Origin of the sequence: Paenibacillus puldeungensis, assembly GCF_042678945.1 — a bacterium.
Taxonomy (GTDB): Bacteria; Bacillota; Bacilli; order Paenibacillales; family Paenibacillaceae; genus Fontibacillus; species Fontibacillus puldeungensis.
Genome location: NZ_JBHTLM010000002.1, coordinates 492,270 through 516,964, shown reverse-complemented (window position 1 = coordinate 516,964; position 24,695 = coordinate 492,270). Strand labels below are relative to the sequence as shown.

Annotated in this window: 25 protein-coding genes; 8 read left to right on the top strand and 17 right to left on the bottom strand. The window is 49.3% G+C overall.

Annotated elements, in window-relative coordinates; all coding sequences use genetic code 11:
- Positions 1-60 precede the first annotated feature (60 nt).
- Positions 61-870, top strand: a complete 810-nt coding sequence (locus tag ACFQ3W_RS04815; protein ID WP_379317231.1) for a TatD family hydrolase — start codon at positions 61-63, stop codon at positions 868-870.
- Positions 871-946: 76 nt separating this feature from the next.
- Here ACFQ3W_RS04815 and nfsA read toward each other — a convergent pair whose 3' ends face one another.
- Positions 947-1,690: an oxygen-insensitive NADPH nitroreductase gene (gene nfsA, locus ACFQ3W_RS04810; protein WP_379317151.1), complete on the bottom strand. Its 744-nt coding sequence runs from the start codon at positions 1,688-1,690 to the stop codon at positions 947-949.
- 163 nt (positions 1,691-1,853) lie between these two features.
- A complete protein-coding gene (locus tag ACFQ3W_RS04805) occupies positions 1,854-2,468 on the bottom strand; it encodes a LysE/ArgO family amino acid transporter (protein WP_379317149.1) in 615 nt (204 codons plus the stop codon).
- Positions 2,469-2,668: 200 nt separating this feature from the next.
- On the opposite strand from ACFQ3W_RS04805, the gene ACFQ3W_RS04800 reads away from it, so the two are divergent.
- From ACFQ3W_RS04800 to ACFQ3W_RS04785, 4 genes are all read left to right on the top strand, one after another.
- Positions 2,669-4,123 carry an aminotransferase-like domain-containing protein gene (locus tag ACFQ3W_RS04800; RefSeq protein WP_379317147.1) on the top strand — a complete coding sequence of 485 codons (1,455 nt, stop codon included), beginning with the start codon at positions 2,669-2,671 and terminating at the stop codon, positions 4,121-4,123.
- A gap of 447 nt (positions 4,124-4,570) precedes the next feature.
- Positions 4,571-5,428: an SPFH domain-containing protein gene (locus tag ACFQ3W_RS04795; RefSeq protein WP_379317145.1), complete on the top strand. Its 858-nt coding sequence runs from the start codon at positions 4,571-4,573 to the stop codon at positions 5,426-5,428.
- 18 nt (positions 5,429-5,446) lie between these two features.
- On the top strand, positions 5,447-5,641 hold the full coding sequence (locus ACFQ3W_RS04790) for a toxin-antitoxin system HicB family antitoxin (protein WP_379317143.1): 195 nt from the start codon (positions 5,447-5,449) through the stop codon (positions 5,639-5,641).
- Complete coding sequence (locus ACFQ3W_RS04785; protein ID WP_379317141.1) at positions 5,631-6,230, top strand: hypothetical protein; 600 nt, start codon at positions 5,631-5,633, stop codon at positions 6,228-6,230. Before ACFQ3W_RS04790 ends, ACFQ3W_RS04785 begins: the two co-directional genes overlap by 11 nt.
- 184 nt (positions 6,231-6,414) lie before the next feature.
- Here the strand turns inward: ACFQ3W_RS04785 and ACFQ3W_RS04780 are convergent, their stop codons facing one another.
- The 10 genes from ACFQ3W_RS04780 to ACFQ3W_RS04735 form a co-directional block, all read right to left on the bottom strand.
- The gene (locus ACFQ3W_RS04780; RefSeq protein WP_379317139.1) at positions 6,415-8,640 is read right to left on the bottom strand and encodes a heavy metal translocating P-type ATPase; all 2,226 of its coding nucleotides are present in this window, start codon (positions 8,638-8,640) and stop codon (positions 6,415-6,417) included.
- Positions 8,641-8,721: 81 nt separating this feature from the next.
- Complete coding sequence (locus ACFQ3W_RS04775; protein ID WP_379317137.1) at positions 8,722-8,922, bottom strand: copper ion binding protein; 201 nt, start codon at positions 8,920-8,922, stop codon at positions 8,722-8,724.
- 55 nt (positions 8,923-8,977) lie between these two features.
- Positions 8,978-9,271 (bottom strand): metal-sensitive transcriptional regulator, encoded by a 294-nt coding sequence (locus ACFQ3W_RS04770; RefSeq protein ID WP_379317229.1) that lies wholly within the window; start codon positions 9,269-9,271, stop codon positions 8,978-8,980.
- A 731-nt stretch (positions 9,272-10,002) separates the two neighbouring features.
- Complete coding sequence (gene qoxD / locus ACFQ3W_RS04765) at positions 10,003-10,287, bottom strand: cytochrome aa3 quinol oxidase subunit IV (RefSeq protein ID WP_379317135.1); 285 nt, start codon at positions 10,285-10,287, stop codon at positions 10,003-10,005.
- Position 10,288: 1 nt separating this feature from the next.
- On the bottom strand, positions 10,289-10,885 hold the full coding sequence (qoxC, locus tag ACFQ3W_RS04760) for a cytochrome aa3 quinol oxidase subunit III (RefSeq protein ID WP_379317133.1): 597 nt from the start codon (positions 10,883-10,885) through the stop codon (positions 10,289-10,291).
- Positions 10,882-12,855: a cytochrome aa3 quinol oxidase subunit I gene (qoxB, locus tag ACFQ3W_RS04755; RefSeq protein ID WP_379317131.1), complete on the bottom strand. Its 1,974-nt coding sequence runs from the start codon at positions 12,853-12,855 to the stop codon at positions 10,882-10,884. The genes qoxC and qoxB overlap by 4 nt, the downstream gene beginning before the upstream one ends.
- A 24-nt stretch (positions 12,856-12,879) precedes the next feature.
- Complete coding sequence (qoxA, locus tag ACFQ3W_RS04750; protein WP_379317128.1) at positions 12,880-13,857, bottom strand: cytochrome aa3 quinol oxidase subunit II; 978 nt, start codon at positions 13,855-13,857, stop codon at positions 12,880-12,882.
- 832 nt (positions 13,858-14,689) lie between these two features.
- Positions 14,690-15,904 carry an SLC45 family MFS transporter gene (locus ACFQ3W_RS04745; protein ID WP_379317126.1) on the bottom strand — a complete coding sequence of 405 codons (1,215 nt, stop codon included), beginning with the start codon at positions 15,902-15,904 and terminating at the stop codon, positions 14,690-14,692.
- A 3-nt stretch (positions 15,905-15,907) separates the two neighbouring features.
- On the bottom strand, positions 15,908-16,645 hold the full coding sequence (locus tag ACFQ3W_RS04740; RefSeq protein WP_379317124.1) for a glycerophosphodiester phosphodiesterase: 738 nt from the start codon (positions 16,643-16,645) through the stop codon (positions 15,908-15,910).
- A gap of 159 nt (positions 16,646-16,804) precedes the next feature.
- Positions 16,805-17,359, bottom strand: a complete 555-nt coding sequence (locus ACFQ3W_RS04735; RefSeq protein ID WP_379317122.1) for a flavodoxin family protein — start codon at positions 17,357-17,359, stop codon at positions 16,805-16,807.
- A 254-nt stretch (positions 17,360-17,613) separates the two neighbouring features.
- On the opposite strand from ACFQ3W_RS04735, the gene ACFQ3W_RS04730 reads away from it, so the two are divergent.
- From ACFQ3W_RS04730 to ACFQ3W_RS04720, 3 genes are all read left to right on the top strand, one after another.
- Positions 17,614-17,838 (top strand): PspC domain-containing protein, encoded by a 225-nt coding sequence (locus tag ACFQ3W_RS04730; protein ID WP_379317120.1) that lies wholly within the window; start codon positions 17,614-17,616, stop codon positions 17,836-17,838.
- 41 nt (positions 17,839-17,879) lie between these two features.
- Positions 17,880-18,551, top strand: a complete 672-nt coding sequence (locus tag ACFQ3W_RS04725; RefSeq protein ID WP_379317118.1) for a PspA/IM30 family protein — start codon at positions 17,880-17,882, stop codon at positions 18,549-18,551.
- Positions 18,552-18,731: 180 nt separating this feature from the next.
- Positions 18,732-19,520 (top strand): polysaccharide deacetylase family protein, encoded by a 789-nt coding sequence (locus ACFQ3W_RS04720; protein WP_379317116.1) that lies wholly within the window; start codon positions 18,732-18,734, stop codon positions 19,518-19,520.
- Between the two features lie 306 nt (positions 19,521-19,826).
- Here ACFQ3W_RS04720 and ACFQ3W_RS04715 read toward each other — a convergent pair whose 3' ends face one another.
- The 5 genes from ACFQ3W_RS04715 to ACFQ3W_RS04695 form a co-directional block, all read right to left on the bottom strand.
- Complete coding sequence (locus ACFQ3W_RS04715) at positions 19,827-20,762, bottom strand: SPFH domain-containing protein (RefSeq protein ID WP_379317114.1); 936 nt, start codon at positions 20,760-20,762, stop codon at positions 19,827-19,829.
- Entirely contained in the window at positions 20,762-21,196 is a 435-nt protein-coding gene (locus ACFQ3W_RS04710; RefSeq protein WP_379317112.1) for an NfeD family protein, read from the bottom strand. Before ACFQ3W_RS04710 ends, ACFQ3W_RS04715 begins: the two co-directional genes overlap by 1 nt.
- A gap of 184 nt (positions 21,197-21,380) precedes the next feature.
- Positions 21,381-22,346 carry a DUF4367 domain-containing protein gene (locus ACFQ3W_RS04705; RefSeq protein WP_379317110.1) on the bottom strand — a complete coding sequence of 322 codons (966 nt, stop codon included), beginning with the start codon at positions 22,344-22,346 and terminating at the stop codon, positions 21,381-21,383.
- Positions 22,339-22,929 (bottom strand): sigma-70 family RNA polymerase sigma factor, encoded by a 591-nt coding sequence (locus tag ACFQ3W_RS04700; RefSeq protein ID WP_379317108.1) that lies wholly within the window; start codon positions 22,927-22,929, stop codon positions 22,339-22,341. Before ACFQ3W_RS04700 ends, ACFQ3W_RS04705 begins: the two co-directional genes overlap by 8 nt.
- A gap of 210 nt (positions 22,930-23,139) precedes the next feature.
- Entirely contained in the window at positions 23,140-24,531 is a 1,392-nt protein-coding gene (locus ACFQ3W_RS04695) for an L-cystine transporter (RefSeq protein ID WP_379317106.1), read from the bottom strand.
- Positions 24,532-24,695 lie beyond the last annotated feature (164 nt).

Here is a 24,695-nt window from a genome sequence, read left to right as displayed (position 1 = left end):
GTATAATTAAAAGCAAATGAGCCTGCCTTGAAGGGAACTGATGAAATGTCCTCAAAATTAATGGGATGGCCGCTGGAAGCTCCACTCCCGCTAATCGATGCACACATTCATATGGATCTCTATGATGAAGTAACCCGGGAACGTCTGCTGCAGGAACTGCCTGGCTTCGATTTGGAAGCTGTTATAGCCGTGTCTATGAATCTTGCATCATGTAAGGTCAATCTTGCTTTAGCAGAGCGGCACCAAGGGCTTGTGTATCCGGCGTTTGGCTTTCATCCTGAACAACCGATCCCGCTGGAATCAGAAATCACCCGGCTGCTGGATTGGATAGGACAACATGCAGGAGAAATGATTGCAGTAGGTGAAATCGGGCTTCCCTATTACGCACGGAAGGATTCTCAGGCACAGGGGATTCCCTTCGATTTGGAACCGTATGTTGATTTAATGGAAAAAATGCTGCTAACCGCCAAAAAGTATGACAAGCCCGTCGTCCTGCATGCTGTATATGACGATGCGGACCTCGTGTGCGATTTACTCGATCGTCATAACATCACCAAAGCCCACTTTCACTGGTTTAAAGGGTCAAAAAAAACGGTTCAACGGATGGCGGACCGTGGGTTTTACATCTCGTTTACCCCGGACATTCTATACGAGCCGGAAATTCAGGGGCTCGCCCGAATGTATCCGCCAGACCGGGTCATGGCGGAGACGGATGGACCTTGGCCGTTTGAGGGACCATTTTGCGGACAAATCACGCATCCTCGAATGGTCGGAAATGTCGTAAACGCCTGGGCTAACCTTCAGGGAATGAGCCAAGGTGCTTCAGCTGCGACGCTTTATCACAATACCCGGCGCTTTTACGGAATTTAGCGCATTAAAGCAAAAACGGGGCCTCATGTTTAGGCCCCGTTTTTTTTAGAAATGTAAGTTGAATTTCCGTATCACGTTACTTCAATTCGAAGCCTCGTCGCTGCAAAAACTCCCGCATATGAAGCCGGGACGGCTGCGCCAGCTTCTCTGCCATCAGCACAGACCACGGCGTATCCTTCGCTCCGCCGCTCCGCTTGCGCAGATAATCCGACATAACTTCATCGTACTGATTAACGGCAGCGTTGGAGCATTCGCTATCATATTTATTCCAATGCAGCACTGCTTCAAGCGGAAGTCGCGGACGTTGCCCCGGTTCTTGATCCGGATAACCGATGCACATGCCGAAGACAGGGTATACAAGTTCCGGTAAACCTAGCAGCTCAGCGACTTCCTCGATCTTGTTGCGTATCCCGCCGATATACACGATGCCGAGCCCCATCGATTCAGCAGCAACCGCCGCATTTTGAGCTGCCAGAGCGGCATCAATCGTAGCCACCATAAAATTTTCCGTCGTTCCCTCATAAGTCTCCCGATCCTGAAGATGCCGCTCTGCCGCCGACTTCAGCCGGGATAAGTCCGCACACCAGACAAGAAAAACAGGGCATTCCGAGACATAAGCCTGATTTCCGCAAAGCCCCGCGAGTCGCTCCTTGAGCTGTAGCTCGCTCACCGCAATCACACTATAAGCTTGGACATTGCTTGAAGTGGAAGCCATTTGCGCCGCCTGGATAATCTCCTCCACCTGCATCGGCGTAACTGGCTGACTGCTATATTTTCGGATAGAACGATGATTTTTAAGTAATGATAGAACCTCATTCATTCCTTGACCACTCCTAAACCTCTCATAATAGATATTAACCGTTTGCTCAGGAAAAGTATCTGTAAAGTTCCCTTCAATATACTAGTCTCATTATGGAGCTTCCATACCCGATACGCAAGCAAACACGGTACCAGACGTGGGTGGGATACCGACAAAAACTCAGTTAAAAAGCTATTCCAGTAAAGAGCAAATATGCTGCCATCGCCCACACGACGAACGCCGATACTTGGTTAATTCGTTTTATCAGTCCGCCGCTGCGGTTTAGCTTCAACGCCATCCGGCCAGCTATTGCCAACCCGGCAAACCATATCCATGAGACGGCGATTGCCGCCAGTGCAAATGCAAACTTATCATTGCCATTATAATGAAGCGAGCTTGTACCTATGACGCCGATCGTGTCCATAATGGCATGAGGGTTGAGCAGGGACACTGACATCGCAAACATAATCTGCTTTTGGACTGGGAGTCCTTCAGCTTCCGCAGCATCACCGGACGGAGCACTGCGCCAGATCGACCAACCCATATAGATCATAAAGCAAGCCCCCACGATAAAAAGAACCGTTTTTAGCCATTCCAGCGATAAAATGATCATGGATACGCCAAGTACCGCTAAAGTAATGAGTACTGTATCGCAAAGCGCCGCTGTCATAACAGCGGGAAGCGCCCGGCTCCAGCTTCGTCCGGCAGCCCCCTGGTTAAATACAAATATATTTTGTACGCCAAGCGGTATAATGAGTCCTACAGCGAGCACGAACCCATGTATAAAAGCCCCTATCATTCGATCTCTCCTCTACTTTGCTTCGTTAAACTTGGATTTACCAGCTATATATTTTCGTCGCGACTTCTGATCTTTATTGTAGCGTGACCTTGACTCGGTGGCTCCATCCATTTGGATGGTTATTAAACCAACCAAATTATATAATGTATAAGCAAGCAGTTTTACATAAAAATCATAATCAGTTAGGAGCGGATGTTCCTATGATAGACAAACCAAAATGGCGGCCGAATCGCCTTTCCCCCGTTTCTCTGCATATTCAGATAACGGAGTATATCCGAGACAAAATCGTCAGCGGAGAGTGGCCCGTCGGAACCCGGCTTCCCTCCCAGCGCGACCTGGCAAAAAGCTTCAGTGTCAACCGCAGCACTGTCGTCGCTGCGATGGACGAGCTCACCGCGGCCGGACTGATTGAAGGCGGCCGTGGCGGCGGAACCCGGGTCGTGAATCAGACGTGGGGCGCGCTAGCCTCTGCACCGCCCCCGGACTGGAATGCCTATGTCCGCGGGGGAATTCACCGGCCGAACCTGCCGGCGGTGCAGGAGATCAACCGGGCGGAATTCCGCCCAGGTATTCTTCGCCTCGGTACCGGTGAATTGTCGCCGGAGCTGCTGCCGCGGTATGGAATGAGCGAGCTGCTGCACCGACTTGCGGACCATGTGCCAAGCTTGGGATACGGAGAACCCAACGGTGACCTGCGACTGCGCGAAGAGATCGCCTCCAGAATGAAAGGGCTCGGCGTATCTGCTTCCCCCGGCTCGATCCTGGTCGTATCCGGCGCGCTTCAGGCGCTGCAGCTTATCTCCGTCGGACTGCTTCAGAAAAGATCGACCGTGCTGTTGGAACGCCCTTCGTATTTGTATTCTGTTCCGGTGTTTCAATCCGCCGGCATGAAGCTGCAGGGCGTGCCGATCGATGAAGAAGGCTTGCGGCCTGAGCTGGTCGTCCCCTACGCTAAGCAGTACGGTGGCGCGCTCCTTTACACCATTCCAACCTTTCATAACCCCTCAGGGACAGTGATGAGCGAAGTGCGCCGGGAGCGGCTGCTGACAGCGTGCCAGAAGGAAGGGCTTCCGATTCTGGAGGACGACGTCTACCGCGATTTATGGCTTGATACGCCGCCGCCCGCTCCGCTGAAGGCGCGGGATACGAGCGGCAGCGTCCTGTATATCGGCAGCCTGTCAAAAACACTCAGTCCCGGCCTGCGCATTGGCTGGATCACCGGTCCCCAGCCGGTCATCGAGCGGCTGGCCGACATCAAGATGCAGAGCGATTACGGCTCCAGCGCTTTATCGCAGCAAGTAGCTGCGGAATGGCTGGCCAGCGGCATGTACGACCGCCATGTAGAGGAGCTTCGGGGCCAGCTAAAGTATCGCAGAGATAAGGCGTTATCTGCGCTGCAGAGGCATTTCGCGGAATTGGCCAGCTGGCAAGCTCCGCAAGGAGGATTTTACATCTGGATAAAGCTCCGTAACTCCCCTGCTCCGCGGAAGCTTTTTGATGCTGCGCTCAAAGAGAACATTCTGATCAACCCGGGCAATTTGTACGACCCGGAAGCTATCGATCGGATCAGACTCTCCTATGCCTACGCCTCACCTGAGCAACTTGAGGAAGGCATCGCTCGTTTGGCTGAAATTGTAAGGCGCCTATGCAAGTAAAAACGGACCGAACAGTATAAGGGCATTTATGCAAATGCCCCCTCCTTAGATTCATCCTTCTCATCACCTGATCAGATCACGGACAGAAATAAGGGAAAATAATGGTCCTATTTCAGCGATCTAGCCGTTTTTTTAAAAATAGGTACAAATAATGGTCCTATTCACCGCTTCAAGCCCCAAAAGCCACCTTTTTTCTACTATCCGCATGAAATAGGTCCAAAAAATTCCCCTATTTTGCTCAAAACTTTCTGTTCAGCAAAAATAAGGCCATTTTTTACCCCTATCTTACTCGTGCCCGTTAAAGCACCGCATTTCGCCTTATGTTCACACATTTGCAAAACAGGCTGAAAAGTAAGCACTATTTTAGGTCGTACGTATTTACAATATATTCTAAAAGTGATATCATAACAACATCAATACAATATGAATAAGAAGGAGTGCCCTCACATGTATAAGGAAAAAGAAATATCGTATCTGAACGGATTTATCGCCATGTTGTTTATTGCCGGCTTCACCGCCGTAGGCGTGTACTTGCTGACACTGACCGACGTGCTTCCGATGGTAGCCGGAATCGCGGCCCTCGTTATTGCATTTATTCTGCTGACGGGTCTAACGATCGTGCAGCCGAATCAAGCCGCTGTCGTTACTTTTTTCGGCCGTTATCTCGGCGTCATTAAGAAAAGCGGGTTTTATCTGGCTATCCCGTTCTCCACTCGCAAAAAAGTATCGCAGCGCGTTCGAAATTTCAATAGTGCTAAACTGAAGGTCAACGATGTGAACGGGAACCCGATCGAAATTGCTACTGTGGTCGTTTTCGCGGTTGTCGACTCTGCTAAAGCACTTTTTGAAGTGGATGAGTATGAAACCTTCGTTGAGATTCAAAGTGAAGCTGCACTACGTCACGTTGCCAGCAAATATCCTTACGATGAATTGAATGATTCGGGCAGCTTCTCACTACGTGCAAATACCGAAGAAATCGCGTTGGAGTTAACCGAGGAATTGCAAAAACGTCTTGCCATGGCCGGAGTTAAAGTCATCGAATGCCGCCTGACTCATTTGGCCTATTCGACCGAAATTGCCAGCGCTATGCTGCAGCGCCAACAAGCCGAAGCGATTATCGCTGCCCGCGAAAAAATCGTCGACGGGGCGGTTACGATGGTACAAATGGCTATCGAACGTCTGCAGGCTGGTCACGTCGTGGAATTGGATGATGAACGCAAAGCCGCTATGATCAACAATCTACTCGTCGCCGTTGTATCCGACCGTTCCGCCCAGCCGGTCATCAACTCAAGTACGCTGTACTAAGATAGGCTCAAAAACACCATGGCCAGCAAAAAAAGCTTCCCACTTCGCCTTGACCCAATTCTTTATCAAGCTTTGGAACGCTGGGCAGCGGACGAATTCCGAAGCGTGAATGGTCATATCGAATACCTGCTACGAGAAGCTCTGCGCCGGGAAGGCCGCCTGCCTTCCCCCCATGGACTTCGCAGGGAGGAGGAAGAGAAGGATGCAGACTAAAGCGGTTCGCAAGCGTTGGTGGGAATCTAAAACCACGGTCCTTCTAAAAGAATATGAAAAGATGTACGGCGGAAAATTTGTAGCTGCGAAGTTCAAAGACTTCAAATATACCGGCCAGTATGTGCGAGTATTGCTTACCAAGGGTCTTGGAGAATGCACCATTACCCTGACGGAGGCCAGCTCCGATTCATCCAACAAAAACCTTGTCATCGGCATAAAATACAGCTTCCGGCCGCGCCGTAAGTTGGAGTTTGATCTTTTTTCCGCCAAGCGGCCTGCATTTGCCTTGTTCCTGCATGGACGGAGACCAACCACTTTGCCCACATCGGATATGAACAAGCGGTTCCAGGCTAGGGCATCTCATCCCAGCGTATTCCGTTCTGTCTTAAAACAAGATGGACTGGCGGAAGCGCTCGATCAGCATCCAAGCGCTTATGTGAGAACCCGCGTTAAAGAGAATAAAGCGACGCTCACCTTTACGGAAAGCTGCAAAAATCCGGATGTCCTAAAAATTGAGGACTGCCTGAAGCTGGTGAATCTGTTCATAGCGGGACTGCAAGAGCAGGGCGTTATTTACGTAACGCATTAGCACGAAGTGATTATTGTAGCGATAATACTAGCGGGTTTAGTGACGATCGTTGCAGCGTTAATAGTAAGCTAAAAAACAAGCCTTCAATGTCGGTTCCCTATTCAGGAACTCATTGAAGGCTTGTTTGCGGTTTTAGGGAATGCTGTTCACGCGGTTGGAAACTAAGGTAAACTTTATTTCCTTCTTATAGTTTCACTCGCTGCAGCCTGAGCGCATTCAGTACGACAGACACCGAGCTCAGAGCCATCGCCGCGCCGGCCAGCCATGGGGCAAGAAAACCTGCCGCTGCCACCGGAATGCCAATGGTATTGTAAGCCAGCGCCCAGAACAGGTTCTGCTTGATGTTGCCCATCGTCCGTTTACTCATGGCGATGGCATCCGGTACCCCGTGAAGGTCGCCGCGCATCAGTGTCACATCGGCTGCCTCCATAGCGACATCGGTGCCCGTGCCAATAGCGATGCCGACGTCGGCAATGGCGAGTGCCGGAGCGTCGTTGATTCCGTCGCCGACCATCGCGACCTTGCGGCCTTGCTCCTGCAGCTTTTTCACTTCCGCCGCCTTGCCTTCCGGCAGTACCTCCGCAAGCACCTCATCGATGCCCACCTCGGCGGCGATTGCTTTCGCGGTGCGTTCATTGTCGCCGGTGATCATGACCACGTGAAGCCCCATCTCCTTCAGCCGCGCCACGGCGGCTTTGGATGTGTCCTTCACGGTGTCGCTCACCGCGACCATCCCCGCATAAGCGCCATCCACGGCAACAAGCAGCACGGTGTTGCCGCCTTCCTCGAGCTCCGCCATCGCCTTAAGCGCGGCGGAAGCGTCCACGCCTTCACGCGCCATCAAGCGGCGCGTTCCGGCGAGCACTCGGCGGCCCAGCACGACCGCCGAGATGCCGTGCCCCGGCGCCGCCTCAAAGGCGGTCGCCTCGGGCAGCTCGAGGCCGCGCGCTCTGGCGCCGGCCACCACCGCTTCCGCCAGCGGATGCTCGGATCCGCGCTCGGCGGCACCCACGAGCCGGAGCAGCTCCGCGTCGTCCACGCCTTCGGCGGGAACGACTTGCCGGAGCTCCGGCTGCCCCCGCGTGATCGTGCCCGTCTTGTCGAGCACGATCGTGTCAAGCCCTTGGGCGGTTTCCAAGTGCTCACCGCCCTTAAACAGGATGCCGTACTCCGCGGCTCGTCCGGACCCGGCCATAATCGACGTCGGCGTTGCTAGGCCCAATGCGCAAGGACAGGCGATGACCAGGACCGCAATCGCCTTTTCCAGCGCCTCTGAAAAGCTGCCCGGCTCGACGAGAAAGAACCATACTAGAAAAGTGACGATAGCGATCCCGACCACGATCGGCACAAAAATACCGGAAATGACGTCAGCCACGCGCTGAATCGGAGCCTTGGAGCCCTGCGCTTCTTCTACAACGCGGATAATTTGCGCCAGTGCCGTTTCGCTTCCTACTCGGGAAGCCTCGATGCGCAGCACTCCATGTTTGTTCACGGTCGCGCCGATGACGGGGTCGCCTTCCTTCTTCTCGACCGGAATGCTTTCCCCGGTTAGCATCGATTCGTCGACAGCCGACAAACCGCCAACGACTACCCCGTCGACTGGAATTTTCTCACCCGGCTTGACGATCAGAAGATCGCCCGGCACAACGGTCTCAATCGGTACGACGGTCTCCACTCCATCCTTGACCACAAGCGCAGTCTTGGCCTGCAGTCCCATCAGCGTTTTGATCGCCTGGGAAGACCGTCCTTTCGCTAGTGCTTCAAACCATTTGCCGAGCAGGATCAGTGTAATGAGGATCGAGCTCGTTTCATAATACAGCTGGGGGGTATGCCCGTGCGGCATCGACAAGGCATCCAAGCTTAAGTACAAACTGTAAAAATAAGCGGCTGACGTGCCTAACGCTACAAGTACATCCATATTGGCGCTGCGGTTTCGCAGCGCTTTATACGCTCCAATATAGAAGCCCGCCCCAATCACAAACTGCACCGGAGTTGCGAGTATGAGCTGGAACCAAGGATTCATGAACAGCTCTGGCGTCCAAATCCATGAAGTGAAGGAGAAGTGTCCGGCCATCGCCCACAGCAGAGGAAAAGACAACACTGCCGATACAATCAGCTTATGCTTCTGTCGGGTAATTTCCCTGGCCCGAATATCCTCCGATTCCTGTTCTGAGGGCTTCAGTACCGCACCGTATCCGAGCTGACCTACTTTATTCATAATCTGATCCAGAGATACTTGCTCCGGCTCGTATTTCACCTGTGCGGTTTCCAGCGCCAGGTTGACGTTGGCCTGCTCTACGCCGGGAAGTCTATTCAGCCCCTTCTCAATCCGGTTCGCACAGGCCGCACAAGTCATACCGGTAATTTGCAGCGTCGCCTGATCGGCGGATGCCGACAGCGCTTTTTCCATAACAATCCCTCCTAATCTCATCTATCACCGCTAAATACCCCATGGGGGTATATTTTAGGCAGCAGAAACGGAGTTCTGCCTTTAAACAACGTCATATCCTTGTTCTTCAATCGCTTCTTTAAGCTGATCAACCGTCAATTGGGTTTCATCATAAGTGATGGAAACCTTTTTAGCCGCCAAGTCCACTTTTCCCGTAGCGCCCAGTCCGGCAACAGCTCCTTCAACCGATTTCACACAATGATTGCACGACATTCCTTCTACATTCAACGTAATATTTTGCATATTTAAGTCCTCCTAAAAAGTTATTTATAAATTAGACCAGCCTTCTGACTAGCTTTTATTTCATAAGCTTATTGACCGTAACGAGCAATTCGTCGACCACTTCCGTCTCGCCAGCCTGAATGCGCTCGATGACACAACTCCTCATATGCCCTTCCAGTAGCAAACGCCCAACACTGTTCAGCGCCGATTGAACGGCAGCTATCTGATTGAGCACATCATCACAGTAAGTGTCTTTCTCTATCAAGCCTTTGATTCCACGAATTTGCCCTTCGATACGGTTCAAGCGGCTTGTCAAATTGCTCTTCATCACTTCGGAATGGTGACTGTGTCTCACCGACTTGGAATGCATGTCATTGTCAGTACAACCGCAATTCTCATCCTTGCAGTGTTCCGCATGGGAATGTTGATTCTCCTCTGGCATACCCCTCTCTCCTTCCCTTGCCTGCTGGCTTCGTTTCTGATGTCATTATAATATACCCCATGGGGGTATGTAAAGATGTTTTTTGATAATCTGGCTAATACAAGTAAAATATCCGCCAATGCCTATGAATATTCGCCTCCGGTACGTGGTATCTGCTATAAAGCAACGTAGAAATGAATGAACGAACGGTTCAACCTACATTTTTACCTTCATCTATGTATGGCCCCTCCAAGTAAATGTAAAAAATACATCTAAATCAGCGGTAATCCCCGTTTCACTTCAAATAGCTGCATAACCTACATCTAATCTCGGCTCCCAAGCGCCTTATCCCTGAAATCCGAACTTTTAAATGTACTTTTTACAACTAAACGACCCTCTTTCGATTTCTAGCCAAAAATAAATGTACAAAATACATCTAGCACAACAAATGGACTACCTCGCCCTAGCTTGACAACACCTAACACAGCTCTCTACATCGAATGCGCAGGGCCTAGTATCTCACCGCATCGGTAGTTGCCTGTACAGAATTTATTCAACTCCGCCGCTAAAAGCTTACAGACTCTATCATTCAAAAAAAGCCCGCCGCCACATTTTATGTGACGACGAGCTTTTTGCAGCTTCCAAAGGTGGGGACGATTCGCCTCCACTCTCGCCCTAACTTATTGATATCCCCAAATCATCGTAAACAGCGTACCGAACACGGTTACGAGGCCGACGAACAGCGCGTAGGCCAGGTTGGTGAGGAGCGCGGTTTTGCTGCCATTTTCGCCGATATGCATAAACATAAAGAGCTGAAGTGACATTTGAATGACCGCGCAAATCACCAAAATGAATATTCCGGTCGATAAAGACAAGTCCCAGAAGATCACGGACAGCGCGACAACCGTAAGGATCAGCGAAAACACATATCCCATGACGTGTTGAACCGGGAATAGCTTTTTCATGTCACATCAGTCCTTTCAAATATACGAAGCTGAAGATGAAGATCCAGACCACGTCGAGGAAGTGCCAGTACAGCGAGAAAATAAACGATTTGTTCGCCGTATCGAGCGAAAATCCTTCCCGTTTCACCTGAATCAACAGCCCGCTACCCCATAATAAACCGAGTGTGACGTGAGCGCCATGCGTGCCAAGCAAAGTGAACAAACTCGAAAGGAACGCACTGGTTTGCAAGGTCGCGCCTTCATTGACATAGGTCACAAACTCGGAAATTTCTACCCCGAGGAACACGAGTCCAAGGAGCAATGTGATCAGGAAAAACGCCATAAACGGCTTTTTCAGTCCCAGACGCATACTGTTTATCGCCAGCCCCATGGTGAAGCTGCTGGTCAAAAGAACGAAGGTTTCGATCAGTACCGGTCCGATTTCAAAAATCTCATGCCCGGAAGGACCGTTGCCGGTCCGATTCCAAAGTGTTAAATACACCGCGAACAACGTAGAGAAGAGAACGATTTCCGCACCCAGGAAAATCCAGAACCCGAGAATCCGATTGCTGTTTTCTTCCGAACGGTATTCAAGCGGCAGCGAATGATCTAATTTCATGCGTGTTCACCCCGCAATCCTGCATCAGTGTTGTTCCGATTTGCAAGCGCTTGTTCGGTCTTCAAAATTTCCTTGACCGGAATATGATGACCATGATCCCGCTCAAACGAACGTACGGCCAGCATAATCACAACGCCGATGCCGGCGATAATTGCCGGAACCCACCAGCTGAACACCAGGAAAAATCCGAGGAAGAAGAAGATCGCGCCCAGGATCACTGGTTGACCGCTGTTATTCGGCATGTGAATCTCTTCAATTTTATCTTCAAAAAGTGGTTTTCCACCTTTTTTAGCTTCCCAGAACGGATCATGTCCGTGCACTTTCGGAATGACGGCAAAGTTGTACTCCGGAATCGGGCTGTGCGTGCTCCATTCCAGCGTCCGTGCATCCCATGGATCACCGGTCTTATCTCTCTCAGCATAACGGAAGCTCCAGTAAATGTTGTACACCAGAATTCCAAAACCGATGGCGAGGCCTACCGCACCGATCGTAGCGATCATGTTTAGCGGACCAAAGCCTGTGCTCTCTGAATAGGTGTACATTCTCCGAGTCATCCCTTTAAGGCCGAGGAAGAATAGTGGCATAAACGCAACGTTAAAGCCGATCGCTATGAACCAGAAGGCCAATTTGCCTTGACGTTCATTGAGCCGGAAGCCGAACAGTTTCGGGAACCAGTAGTAGAGACCGGCGATAACCCCGAACACGGTACCCGGAATGAGCACGTAGTGGAAGTGAGCGACCAGGAACATCGTGTTATGGTACTGATAATCGGCACTCGCCATCGCCAGCATAACCCCGGTTACACCGCCGATCGTAAAGATCGGAATAAACGCGAGAGCATACAGCATCGGGGTCGTAAATACGATTTTCCCCTTACGCAGTGTGAACAGCCAGTTGAATATTTTTACCCCTGTCGGTATGGCAATAGCCATCGTTGTGATCGAGAATACCCCGTTCACCATCGCGCCATGGCCCATCGTGTAGAAGTGGTGCGCCCATACGACGAACGAGAGCAGTGAGATGACAACCATACTGAATACCATCGACTTGTAGCCGTACAGGTTTTTCCGTGAAAACGTCGAGATAATTTCACTGTAAATCCCGAATGCCGGCAGAATAACGATATATACTTCCGGATGACCCCATACCCAGAACAGGTTCGCCCAGAGCATATCCATCCCGCCGTTGGCCATCGTGAAGAACTGTGAGCCAAACAACCGGTCGAACATCATCAGCGCCAGCGCAATGGTCAATACCGGGAATGCGAAAATGATGATAACGCATGTGATCAGTACCGACCAGGTAAACATCGGCATTTTCATCAAAGTCATGCCCGGCGCACGCATTTTCAGAATCGTTACGAGGAAGTTGATCCCCGTCATTAGCGTACCAATCCCGGCAATTTGCAGTGCGATAGAATAGTAGTTATTGCCCACCGTCGGGCTAAACTCGATGCTGGCCAGCGGGAAATATGCGGACCAACCTGCGTCCGGGGAACCCCCGATGACAAAGGAAATGTTGAACAGCATCGCCCCGGCAAAAAACAGCCAGAAGCTGACTGCATTCAGCCGTGGGAACGCAACGTCCCGTGCTCCAATTTGCAAAGGAATAACCACGTTCATCAGACCGATGATAAACGGCATCGCCATGAACAAAATCATGATGACCCCGTGCGTAGTAAAGATTTCATTATAGTGCTGCGCATCAAGCAGCCCGTTTTCAGGCACTGTCAATTGCGCCCGCATAAGCAGCGCATCCACGCCACCGCGGAACAGCATCAACAGGGCAGAAATAATATACATGATCCCAATTCGCTTATGGTCAACCGTTGTTAACCATTCGCGCCACAGGTAGCCCCATTTTTTAAAATAGGTTAGACCGATGAGAATCGCCAGCGATACCACGACAATGCTGACCATCGCGCCGTAAATCATCGGCTCGCCCGTGACGAAAAATTCGTCCCATTTCATGTCAAGCTACTCCCTTCCCCTTCATTAGTTGCCGCCCGAACCTTGCTCATTATTTGCGGAGTGATCCATGCCTTCCATTTTGGAGTGGTCCATGCCCTCCATATCGGAGTGATCCATGTTCTCCATGTCAGAACCATTCTTTGTACCTTCCGAGCCGCCATGCTGATGACCAGCATTTTCACCTTCAGGTGCAGGTTTAAACGCCAGGTGTGTGGAAGTATAAGTTTTACGGCCGACATGCTCCGCCTTCAGAAGCGAATCAAATTCCTGCTCCGTCAGCGCCGTTGCCGACTCTTTAACTTCTTTTACCCATTTGTCATATTCGCTTGGTTTCATAGCCAGTGCTTCAAACTCCATATGTGCAAATCCTTTACCGGAGAAGTTCGAGTTCTTACCCATATAGGAGCCTTCATGTTCAGCTACGATATGAAGCTTGGTTACCATGTCGCTCATGGCATACTTCTGTCCGGCTAATTGCGGAATCCAGAAGCTTGATATCGGGCCGTAAGAATACAAGCGGAACTCGACTGGACGATTCGTTGGGAAGTTCACATAGTTTACCGTTTCGATGCCTTCCTCCGGATAGCTAAAATGCCATTTCCAGTTAGAGGAGGCGGCATAAATAACTAGCGGTTTTTGATTTTCATAGCCTGCAGGCACTTTTTCTACCGCATAGGTACTCCGTACGGTAATTACCGACAGAATTACGACGATCACGACTGGAATTGCCGTCCATGTGAATTCCAGCCATTTGCTTCCTTCATCATGAGGCGGTTCGTAATCTGGAGCCGCTTTGGAAGCACGGTATTTTGTCAGCATGTAAATGTACAAAATATAAACAACTAACAGGATCAACGCCATTGTTAGAATCGAGAAAATAATGACGTCTGACTGGGTCTTGGCCACCGGACCTTTCGGATTCAACACCGTTAGGGAGTTACAACCGGTCAGGAGGACAAGAAGGGCTGAAAAAGCAACTAGCAGCAACCCTTTCCTTTTCATAGGATACCGATACCCCTTTCTTCATTGTGAGCGCCATCATGATAAATCAGGATGACGTTATATTTCAGCTAAAACTTATGTTATGGAAGGGGCGTTCGAATAACAATTCATACAGATAGGTATATCTGTTAATTTATGTAAGATAATAGTGTGATAATTATCCTTTACAATACGGTAAAAGTCTGTTATCGTTCATTTTCGACGAAAATACGCCAAATTTGCTGATTTTGATAAATGTTCACAATAGGTGGTCAAGACGTCAAAGTTCGCAGAATTGTCATATTAATAACACATGGTTGTGACTTTGTTCACTTACTTTGGCTTGTTGAATTTCATTTTTTGCTTGCATGTTAACTCGATTATTACAAATCATGCTGGAACCACCCGGTCTGTGGAAGTCACTCCTAACCACTCGCACCCACATAAAAAAACCGTCCGAAAAAAATCTTCGAACGGTCCATTATGATGGAATCCCATACGTTACCTATCCCTCTTTTATTCTACGTTCTGCTCCCTCAAGCGCTTTAATTCTCACCAAACTTCAATCCGGTAGATCCGGTAATCATGTCACCATTCACCACTAAATGTATTTAGTGCAGCTATTTCCGGGCAAAATGTTGATTTTTGGATTTTAACTGCAAAATGTACATCTAAATTGGATCAATTTGTATTGATAGGGGTAATTTATACCTTTTAGCTGCACTTTTTGCATTTATATGCTCAATACTTCCAATAAGGCGATTTTTAACTGTACTAAATGCATTTAATAAGTTTACGGAAACGTATTTCAAAAAGAACCTCCTAAGGTCCGCCACACTGGAGGCTGGAGCTGCTACTCCGCCGCAAACGGCAGCTTCGCCTCTGGACCTTGCCCTGCGGATTTTCTCTCCGAGGAAACGCCAAGCAAGCACATCAGCGCGCACAGCATTCCGAGCGAAGCGCTAATGAACAGCGCCTTATAGCCGAATACGTCGATCAGCCAGCCAAGCAGCGGCGGTGAGGTGATGGCAGCCAGTGAGGACACGAAGTAGTATATCCCTGTCCGTGTACCGATGCTTTCTTCCCGGCCGGTGGCCACCACCCAGGGATATGAATTAATGTTGATGCAAGCCCAGAAAATTCCCCCGATGATAAGCAGCACGCGGAGCCATAACACGGATTCAACAAAAATGAGTGAACCGAATATGAGGATCAGCCCGGATACACCAATGGATATGATCGCTTTTTTCCCGAATTTGGCCCCGAGCCAGCCGCTTGGCAGTGCAAAAACAAGGAATGCCAGCGAAAAGAACGTTAGCGAAAAGGAGGCTTCCCCATCGCTCATGCCGAGATGCTTTGTACCGTACAGAGTAAATAGCGCTTCAACCCCTTGATACGACACAAACCAGAAAAAGATCGCGCACAGAATGAGTACCGTCGTTTTATCAAGCTGCTCCTTGATCCGAATTGGCTGCTTCGGTTCCGTCTTCACTCCAGCTTCCAGGGCCAGTACAGCTGGCTCCTTAATGACGGCTTTCAATACGAACATAGACGCCAGCATGATGATTCCCGCGAACACAAATGGCACATAAGAACCGATCCCATACAGCTTCGAACCGATGCCAAAGGCCAGCACGGACCCGATCCCGCCCATAAAGTTGATGACGCCGTTTGCCTTCGTCCGCAGGTGCTCCGGAGTAATATCAGGCATTAAAGCAACTGTTGGGGCTCGGAATAAGCTCATCGACAGGTTCATCAGCACCATGAACAGAATCAAAGTAACAAAGCCGGTATGTAAAGGAATTAAAGTTGCAAAAATAGCACCAAGCGGCATACCGATCAACAAATAAGGCATCCGCCTCCCGTACTTCGTGTTCGTCTTATCGCTGCGGTGTCCAATCCATGGCTGCAAAACAATGGCGAAATAATTGTCGATCGTCATCATAAACCCGATCATGGCGGCATGCTTCAAGTAGTCGTCCAGAAACAACGGGACGAACGCGTTGTACAGCGCCCAGGTTAAGCTAATGCTGAAAAAACCGAGTCCCAGCAGCCATGTTTTTTTCATCCGTCACACTCCTTGTTTGGACAACAGCTCGGTCAAGCGGTCGGGATAATCCGTAATAATACCAGCTACACCCGCCTGAAGCAAAGCCTTCATGTGCTCCGATTCGTTGACCGTAAATGGATGATACACAACCCCCGCCTGCTTGGCGGCAGCCACCAGCTCCGGAATCAATGCGTATTTATAGGCGTGCAGCGCGTCCGCTCCGATTTGCTTGGCATAATTCCAAGGCTCATACAAGCCTTCCATGTACAAAATGCCGGTGCGAATTTCCGGGGCAATTTTCTTGCACTCCACCAGAGAATAATGGTTGAAGCTGGAGATAATGATCCGCTTCTCCATACCAAAACGGCGCACGGCTTCGATCACCTTAGCTTCAATCCCGGGATACATGACGACGCCGGTTTTCAGCTCCAGATTGACGATCGTGTCCGTATCCTTCACAAGCTCAAGGAGCTGCTGCAGCGTCGGAACGGTTTCTCCGCGATAATCCTCATGAAACCATGAGCCCACATCATGCGACTTCACTTCCGCCAGCGTAAGATCCTTAATCCACAAAGAAACTCCTCCGGTACGGTCCAGCGTCTCATCATGAATCAGCACGAGCTCCCCGTCCTTCGTCATTTGAACGTCTGTCTCGATTCCAGTAGCACCAAGCTCCAGCGCCCGGGCAAAAGAAACCATCGTGTTCTCGGGCCGATGACCAGCTGCTCCACGATGTGCAAAATTGATGATTTCAGTCAATGTATTTTCCTCCTTGAGGGTTATTTAAAATTTATATATTATCCATCCATCTACTATAATCCTGCAATGTTATTGCTGTGTAAAAAAAGAGATTCACTGTCAACGATTCGACAGCAAATCTCCGATATTTGACGAATAAAATTCACTCGGACTTGCGGATTATTCCCCACGCACTCGTGCTCTAAGCTCGGCATTTAGCGTCTCCGCCTCCCGTATCGCCCGGGTATCCTGGATAATGTCACCTGGCTTGCTTGCCTTACCAATCACATAGCCTGCAAATGGCAGCCCGACAAATTCAAACGAATACTTCAACTGTTGAATAAGAGGAAGCGCCTTAATACGCGGATCGTCTCCCCCTACAATAACGGCATACGCCGTTTTCCGAGCCATCAGCTCTTTAAAATTGTACCGTGAATCCCGGAGGCTTTGCGACCAACGGTCCATAAAGTTTTTCAAGAGGCCGGAAATACCATACCAATAAACCGGCGAAGCAAAAATAATAATATCATGCTCCAGCACCTGCCGAATGACCTCGTCATAATCATCCTCGACTGGATCAAACCCGCCCTCCATATGCCGCTGATCATGAATTGGCAAAATTCGTTTTTCCCGCAGAACGATTTCCGTGCAAGGTACGCCCTCCAGTAGAACTTTGGTTAACTGCTCGGTATTTCCTCCATCCCTTGTACTACCTTGTAAAACTGCGATGCTCATAGCTCGCACTCCTTTCCCTACCGTATTTTTCCGAAAAAACGGCTACTATATTGTTATACGATACTTTGCCCATTTTATGCTAATGTCGCCCACATCCCAGACTTCAAGACGAGGCCGCAACCCGACCAAGGTCCAGTTCACAAACCGTCTCCAGCCCGTTATCCCACCCCAAAAATCCAGGTAGAATAAAACCATGAAGAGCGGATGATAAACGCTAACCCGATTAAATAAATTTTAGAAAGAGAGTGTTTTACATGAGAAAACTGTATCGTTCAGCTACGGACAAACAAATTAGCGGCTTGTGCGGTGGCATCGCCCGCTGGCTCGATGTGGATGCAACCGCGGTCCGTCTGGTCGCCCTAATCGCCGTCTTTTTCAGCTTTGGAACCGCCGTTGCCTTATACCTCATCGCCAGCCTCGTCGTACCGAAGGAACCGATCGGCGTCTTTGGCTACGATGATCCATTCTCAAACTATTAATTCACCAAAAAACAATTGATAAACCAAAGGAGAGATTTGAAATGAGTCTGTTTGACAGAATATCCAATTTAGCAAAAGCATCTATCCATGAAGTATTAGACAAACTGGAAGATCCGGTCCTGATGACGGGGCAATACCTCCGAAATTTGGAGGATGACCTGAATACTGCAGAAAAAATGCTGAAGGAACAACAAATGACAGCAAACATTCAGGAACGCAAAAGCGCGGACATCGCCCATCTGGCTAAGCAATGTGAAGTTCGGGCGCTAACCGCACTACAGGATGGGGATGAAGCTACAGCCCGCCATGCCGCGGCCGAGAAGCTCCGCTATGAGGAACAAGCCCAGCAGTATGCCGCCGAAGCTAAGGAAGCCCGGGATCGGGTAGCCGAGCTGGAAATTCGCCTTAAGGAAGGCAAGGAAGAGTTCACCCGCTTGAAGGAAAAACGGAGTGAACTAGCTGCAAGAGCCCGTAAAGTCCATGATCGGGCCGACATCGAGCGTCCTAACATCAGCTATGGCATTAAAAGCGGCTCCGCTGCCCGCGGGTTCGAACGTATGGAAGAGAAAATTTTGGAATGGGAGGCAAGCAAACAGGTTTCAGGCAGCACTTACGGCTTTAAGGCAGAAAACGATGCAAAACGTGCCGAAATTGACGCCGAATTAAACCGGCTGAACAGCAAGCTGGCGGATTCCAGTAAGGCTGACGCGTAAAGCGTAAGCCCCCCCTCTTCCGTTTTATAACTTACCAGACCAATGAACGACTTTCCGATCATTGGTCTTTTTTTTTCGAGAAACAATTAATCTGATAGACTATTTACGCTCTTAATTATAAAGTAGTATAACTAGACTACGAAGATTTATTTACACAAGCATGTAAGGTCGGAGGCTCTTATGTTTAAAAGAATGACGGTGGCCGGCATCATTATTGCCTTTATAATTATTGGCTTGGTGTTGCAGAGCACCTTTTATTATTACCCTGAGCTTTCTTCCCCTTGGAAGAATTCTAGCATTAAGATCCCTGTGTTAGCCTACCATTCCGTCTCAAATAGCGGAATCAAAAATAGATTCACCGTAAGTACTGCGGAATTTCAGCAGCAGATGAAATTTCTGCACGATGAAGGCTACAAAACGATTAGCCTAGAACAGTTTCGCGCGATTCTGCAGGGGAAAGTCAAGAACAACGGGAAACAAATATTGATTACATTTGATGACGGTTATGAAAATACGTATACCGAAGCCTACCCCATTATGAAGCAGTACGGCTATATCGCCACTCTGTTTGTCATTACCGATTGGATGGATGGCCACAACTATATCAACTGGGACCAAGCGAAGCTGCTGCACCACAGTGGGTGGGACATTATGCCCCATACGAAAAACCATAAGTCGCTGCCGCTACTGACCAGAGAGGATCAGCTTGATGAAATTAGGTCCGCTAAGCAAACCATTGAAAAGCATCTCCGTTCCAAGGTTCGGGTATTTGCCTATCCTTACGGATTTAGAGACAAGACTACGGTGGACATTTTAAAAGGCAATGGCTTTGATTACGCTTTTACCTTTGAAAACGGGATTACAGACGCCTCGCAAGACCCCTTGCTGATGAAGCGATTAATCGTCTGGGGGACTAAAAGTTTGATGTCGTTTGAGGAAGAGTTGCAAGCGGCAAGCAAGAAAAGTTAATAATCACAACTAAATGTAAAAAGTGCATCTATCTTCAGGAAAATTGTGTATTTTTCGATTTTAATTGTAAAACATACATCTAAAGTTGAGTAATTTTGCTTAGCAGAGGCGTTTTGTTCCATTTAAATGTACTTTTTGCATTTAAATGCTCGAAATGTCCAATAAAGCCATGTTTAACTGCACAAAATACATCTAGTGAACCCCTAAAGTGACCGTAAATCCTAAGGTAGCAGTAAGCTCGACGATGCCTATAGCGGTATCTATCAAAGAAAAAGCGCGAGGTAGGAACCTCGCGCTTTGTCATGCCTATTTATCAGCCTTGCCGCTCTTAAACATTTCGCCGATCGCACCGAGGCTGCCGAGTGTCTCGATGGCGTTGGAAGGAATAAATACTTTGTTAGCCGGTCCCTTGGCCACTTCCTTCAAGGCGTCAAAAGATTGATATGCCAGCACCTGTTCATTCAGTGCAGCATCACGCAGCATTTCGATCCGCACTTTTTCGGCTTCTGCGACTGCTTCGATCGCTTTCGCGCGACCGAGCCCTTCCAGTTCCTGCGCCTGACGCAAGCCTTCCGCTTCACGAATCCGCGCTTCCTTATCGCCTTCCGCCTTCAGGATCTTACTTTGTTTATCCCCTTCAGCCCGAAGAATCATGTCCTGCTTAGCGGCTTCCGCTTCAAGCACGATCGCCCGTTTGCTGCGTTCCGCCTTCATTTGCTTATCCATTGCTTCTTGAATATCGAGCGGAGGTTTGATGTCGATGACTTCTACCCGTTCGATCCGAACGCCCCATTTCTCCGTCGCTTCATCAAGCGCAAGCCGGATTTCCGTCGAAATCTTTTCCCGGCCGGACAGTGTTTCATCGAGCTCCAGCTTACCGATAATTTGCCGCATCGTTGCCGTAGTAATGTTCCGCACCCCATATACATAGTCGGAAATACCATAAGTAGCTTCTTCCGGGCCAACGACCTGATAGAAAATAATCGTATCGATCTGCACCTGAACGTTATCCTTCGTAATTACGGTTTGCGGCGGCACGTTAGTCTGTTGAATCCGCAAATCGTGGTACAAACGCACATGATCGATAATCGGGATCAAAATGTTAAGCCCCGGCGTCAGCAGCCGATTAAACTTACCAAGCCGCTCGACAACCCCGACTCTTTGCTGGGGCACGATCTTGACCGTAAGTGAAATAAATACAACCACAACGAAGATAATGATCGCAATAATTGCCCATTCCATTAATAAATGTCCTCCCATCGTTCTACCTCGATAATTGTACTGCTTCGTTTCAATACCCGTACCAGTTCATCCTTGCCGATCGGTGCTGCAGACGTGGCGGTCCAGGTATCCCCGCCGACCTTCACGATCCCGTTCTTCCCCTCCTCAATCGGTTCGACGACTACCCCCTGCTTACCTATAAGTTCGGTACCGATATCCCTAAACCCTTTCGACCCGCGATATTTACGGACAAGCGGTTTGGTAAATACGGTCAGAACAACAGCAACCAAACAGCCTGCGACAACCTGCCAGAAGTAAGCTTCAGGAGCTACGAAAGCAACAGCCGCTCCAACGAGCGCCCCGATACTGAGCCAAAGCAAGTAAAACGTAAGCGAAAGCATTTCACAGATCAGCAATATTCCTGCGATGATCAACCAAATCGCCCATGCATCCATCCTGCAGATGCACCACCTTTCCGCATTATAATTATATATACGTCGGTCAGACCAAAAAGTATCAAGGAATGATTAACCTCTACGGCTTGGTATGAGATGTGGTAGTGTTTAGGGGCTCTACAGACAAAAAAACCGACCGCTTACGCGGACCGGTTTTTATCGTTGATGCGATTATAGCAGTACTTTATTTCATCGACTCGGCGATTTGGATCAGTTCGCTCTTGTCCAGAGCTTCACCCACTTCTTTGGCATCGACACTGTAGAGTACTCCATCCGCTTCCCAGTCGATCGAATGTCCATCCGTAATTACGGCATCCACACCATTAACTTTTGCCTTTTCAACTGTACCGGTTGTAGAGTATTCATATGCGGTTTCATCATCGGCATACCGCTCCTGAATAGAAAACTCCTTATCGGCATCGCCGTTGCTGAAATACAAATCGATGTATTTAGGACTAGCTCCCCCCTGCTCATCGACATATTGCTCAGCGCGGCTAAACGCATAACCTTCAGGCAAATGAGCCGGCAATTTCACCTTGAAATCGGTATATTGACTTAAGCGATCCAGATCTGTCAATGTCCGGGTACGGACACCTTCCTGTTTGTCCGCTTCTGCCTTGGTCACAATTTTCCCGTTTTTAATGTCATTGATCTCCTGACCATCTACCGTATAAAGCGTTCCCGTATGCTCATTCACCTTATTAACCGGATTGCCATCATGGTCAAATACTTTACCCTGCAATGCTTCTGGAATCTGATACGTCAAATTTTCATTAGAAGACGCAACCTGGAAAGCCGTAATATGGCCCAGCGTCACAGTAGTGATAATCCGGTCCAGCAGCCCGCTTGCAAACGACGGCTGAGTAAACAGGGTGCCAAGCAAAACGGCGAATGATGCGGCCACGGCCAAGCTTCCGGCTAGCTTCCGGTGAGAATGTGTACGAACCGGTTGCCGAGAGTTAGCTCCCTCGGAAATCTGACCTCTAACAGCCTCTTTATGACTTGCGGCTCCTAAATCGGCGGCAGCCAGTATTTTGCCCATATCAAGCAGGTCTTGGTATTCCTTTGTTTCACTCATTGAATTCACTTGTCCATTTAGATGGGCGTCCAAATCGCTATTAAACTGACGAATACTTTCACGGTTATTCATCTTTATCCATCCTTTCCATTTCATGCTTCAATTTCTGCATAACTCGAAATAACATTACACCGACGTTGCTCTCGCTGATTTCCATCAATTCGGCAATCTGGACATTTTTTAATCCGGCTCCGAACTTAAGCGCCAGAATATGCCGTTCCTTGAGCTTTAGCGATTTCATCGCCAGGTTTAAGTTCCTTTCGGTTTCCTTGACGATAGTTCGGGATTCCGGCCCCTGATCGCGTGATGCTGCGTCTTTGAACAGGTCCAGAGAAAACAATCTCTGCCGCCGCCGGCTTCGAAAATAATCATTTACCGTATTGCGGGCAATGGTAATCAGCCATACCTCAAACGGAGATCGATCGGTCCGATAAGTACTGCGTTTGGTCAGCATCTTCTCAAAGACCTGGCTGGTCAAGTCCTCGGCCGTATATTCGCTATCTACCCGGTAACGTATATATTTAAAAATTCGGGTATAGTAGGTCTCAAAAATATTGCCAAACTCTTCGTCGGCTGACACGGCTTCCGGCTTTGCTCGATTTTTCTGCTTGTCCTTCTCCGTCAGGGGTGGATACAGCGCGCGCTGCTGTAGCATGTCTCTCGCCCTCCTTTCGCTTACTCGGACGATTCTTTGCGAATGCCTTCTTTTTTCTCTCATCTATCGGCTAATTTCTTGCCTTTGAATCATCCGAATGTTAATACGCTGGTATGCTCTTTTCATTACATAATACCAAAACAACGCAGAAGAACCCCCGAAGATGCTTCATCCGGCGGTTCTTTTGCATTATTATTTTATTTCTACAACCTATGCCTGAACAGCATCAAGGTCTACGTTTCGGTTGAATACCTTCTGATCGTTCTCGCCCAGCACCTTGCTCGTAATGACGCCGGCTGTAATGGAATCGTTGACATTAAGCGCGGTGCGCCCCATATCGATCAACGGCTCTACGGAGATCAAGAGGCCGGCGAGTGCAACCGGCAGGTTCATCGTCGACAACACGATCAGCGAAGCGAAGGTGGCGCCCCCGCCCACACCAGCTACGCCAAAGGAACTGATCGTGACGACCAGGATCAGCGTCAAGATGAAATCCCAACTCATTGGGTTGATTCCGACCGTCGGCGCGATCATGACAGCCAGCATCGCCGGGTAAATCCCGGCGCAGCCATTTTGCCCAATCGTCGCTCCGAACGACGCCGACAGATTAGCGATCCCCTCCGGTACGCCCAGGCGTTTCGTCTGCGTCTCGACATTTAGCGGAATCGTAGCTGCACTTGAACGCGACGTAAAGGCAAACACGAGCGTCGGCAGCACCTTCCGTACATATTGCACCGGATTGTAGCCGAACAGGGCCAGCAAAATCAGATGGATGATGAACATGACGATCAAGGCAACGTAGGAGGCCCCTACGAACTTGATCAGCTTCATGATCTCCTCTGCGTTTGTCGTAGCGCCTACATTCGTGATGAGTGCTAAAATCCCGTATGGCGTAAGCCTCAAAACGAGCGTCACAATCCGCATGACGACCGCGTACACCGCCTCCACTAGTTTTCGGAAGCTCTCGGCTTGCTCGGGTTTCTTTTTATCAAGACCAAGCACCGCTACCCCGATGAAAGCTGAGAAAATTACGACCGCCAGTGTGGACGAGCTCCGCGCCCCGGTCATATCTGCAAACGGGTTGGTCGGAATGAAGTCGAGCACCTGCTGCGGAATCGTTTTGTCTTCGACATCGACCAGCTTCTCCTCCAGCTTTGCACCACGCTGCTGCTCTTTTTCACCAGCCTGGATTTCAATTGCCTTCAAGCCGAAGCTAAGGCTCGTAACGATACTTACGGTCGCAGCAATCGCCGTCGTAATGAGCAGCACTGCGATGATAAGGGCAGTCATTTTGCCTAGATTTTGCTTGCCCTTAAGCTTCATAATTGCCGATATAATCGATACCATGATAAGCGGAATGACGATCATCTGCAGCAGTCCTACATAACCGCGCCCCACCAGATTAAACCAGTCCGTTGACTTCGCAATAACCTCGGAGCCTGCACCATATGCCAGTTGAAGGATTACCCCGAATACGAGTCCGAGCCCGAGTCCGGTGAACACCCGTTTTGTAAAAGAAATATGCTTCTTCTGCATCCATAGCAGAGCACCGATCAGCACAAGCATCACGGCTACATTCAAAATAATACGCAGCGTATCCATCTACGATCTCCCCCTATCGTGATTTACGTTTGTAATCGTACCCTCTAAAACAAGGCGTCCTTATGAGTTACAGACGTAATATTATCATAAATACAAGTATTTTGATAGGATTAATTTTATTCCAAAAAAATGCTTGCACTCATGCGTACAATATAGGGGGCTAT

What these genes read in the sequence shown, in the direction of transcription:
- qoxA (WP_379317128.1), bottom strand. Translation starts at nt 13,857, where the DNA reads ATGAAAAGGAAAGGGTTGCTGCTAGTTGCTTTTTCAGCCCTTCTTGTC.
- ACFQ3W_RS04790 (WP_379317143.1), top strand. Translation starts at nt 5,447, where the DNA reads ATGGCCAGCAAAAAAAGCTTCCCACTTCGCCTTGACCCAATTCTTTAT.
- qoxD (WP_379317135.1), bottom strand. Translation starts at nt 10,287, where the DNA reads ATGAAAAAGCTATTCCCGGTTCAACACGTCATGGGATATGTGTTTTCG.
- ACFQ3W_RS04800 (WP_379317147.1), top strand. Translation starts at nt 2,669, where the DNA reads ATGATAGACAAACCAAAATGGCGGCCGAATCGCCTTTCCCCCGTTTCT.
- ACFQ3W_RS04715 (WP_379317114.1), bottom strand. Translation starts at nt 20,762, where the DNA reads ATGGAATGGGCAATTATTGCGATCATTATCTTCGTTGTGGTTGTATTT.
- ACFQ3W_RS04700 (WP_379317108.1), bottom strand. Translation starts at nt 22,929, where the DNA reads ATGCTACAGCAGCGCGCGCTGTATCCACCCCTGACGGAGAAGGACAAG.
- ACFQ3W_RS04770 (WP_379317229.1), bottom strand. Translation starts at nt 9,271, where the DNA reads ATGCATTCCAAGTCGGTGAGACACAGTCACCATTCCGAAGTGATGAAG.
- ACFQ3W_RS04795 (WP_379317145.1), top strand. Translation starts at nt 4,571, where the DNA reads ATGTATAAGGAAAAAGAAATATCGTATCTGAACGGATTTATCGCCATG.
- ACFQ3W_RS04815 (WP_379317231.1), top strand. Translation starts at nt 61, where the DNA reads ATGGGATGGCCGCTGGAAGCTCCACTCCCGCTAATCGATGCACACATT.
- ACFQ3W_RS04745 (WP_379317126.1), bottom strand. Translation starts at nt 15,904, where the DNA reads ATGAAAAAAACATGGCTGCTGGGACTCGGTTTTTTCAGCATTAGCTTA.
- nfsA (WP_379317151.1), bottom strand. Translation starts at nt 1,690, where the DNA reads ATGAATGAGGTTCTATCATTACTTAAAAATCATCGTTCTATCCGAAAA.
- ACFQ3W_RS04720 (WP_379317116.1), top strand. Translation starts at nt 18,732, where the DNA reads ATGTTTAAAAGAATGACGGTGGCCGGCATCATTATTGCCTTTATAATT.
- ACFQ3W_RS04695 (WP_379317106.1), bottom strand. Translation starts at nt 24,531, where the DNA reads ATGGATACGCTGCGTATTATTTTGAATGTAGCCGTGATGCTTGTGCTG.
- ACFQ3W_RS04705 (WP_379317110.1), bottom strand. Translation starts at nt 22,346, where the DNA reads ATGAATAACCGTGAAAGTATTCGTCAGTTTAATAGCGATTTGGACGCC.
- qoxB (WP_379317131.1), bottom strand. Translation starts at nt 12,855, where the DNA reads ATGAAATGGGACGAATTTTTCGTCACGGGCGAGCCGATGATTTACGGC.
- ACFQ3W_RS04780 (WP_379317139.1), bottom strand. Translation starts at nt 8,640, where the DNA reads ATGGAAAAAGCGCTGTCGGCATCCGCCGATCAGGCGACGCTGCAAATT.
- ACFQ3W_RS04730 (WP_379317120.1), top strand. Translation starts at nt 17,614, where the DNA reads ATGAGAAAACTGTATCGTTCAGCTACGGACAAACAAATTAGCGGCTTG.
- ACFQ3W_RS04785 (WP_379317141.1), top strand. Translation starts at nt 5,631, where the DNA reads ATGCAGACTAAAGCGGTTCGCAAGCGTTGGTGGGAATCTAAAACCACG.
- ACFQ3W_RS04710 (WP_379317112.1), bottom strand. Translation starts at nt 21,196, where the DNA reads ATGGATGCATGGGCGATTTGGTTGATCATCGCAGGAATATTGCTGATC.
- ACFQ3W_RS04725 (WP_379317118.1), top strand. Translation starts at nt 17,880, where the DNA reads ATGAGTCTGTTTGACAGAATATCCAATTTAGCAAAAGCATCTATCCAT.
- ACFQ3W_RS04775 (WP_379317137.1), bottom strand. Translation starts at nt 8,922, where the DNA reads ATGCAAAATATTACGTTGAATGTAGAAGGAATGTCGTGCAATCATTGT.
- qoxC (WP_379317133.1), bottom strand. Translation starts at nt 10,885, where the DNA reads ATGAAATTAGATCATTCGCTGCCGCTTGAATACCGTTCGGAAGAAAAC.
- ACFQ3W_RS04735 (WP_379317122.1), bottom strand. Translation starts at nt 17,359, where the DNA reads ATGAGCATCGCAGTTTTACAAGGTAGTACAAGGGATGGAGGAAATACC.
- ACFQ3W_RS04805 (WP_379317149.1), bottom strand. Translation starts at nt 2,468, where the DNA reads ATGATAGGGGCTTTTATACATGGGTTCGTGCTCGCTGTAGGACTCATT.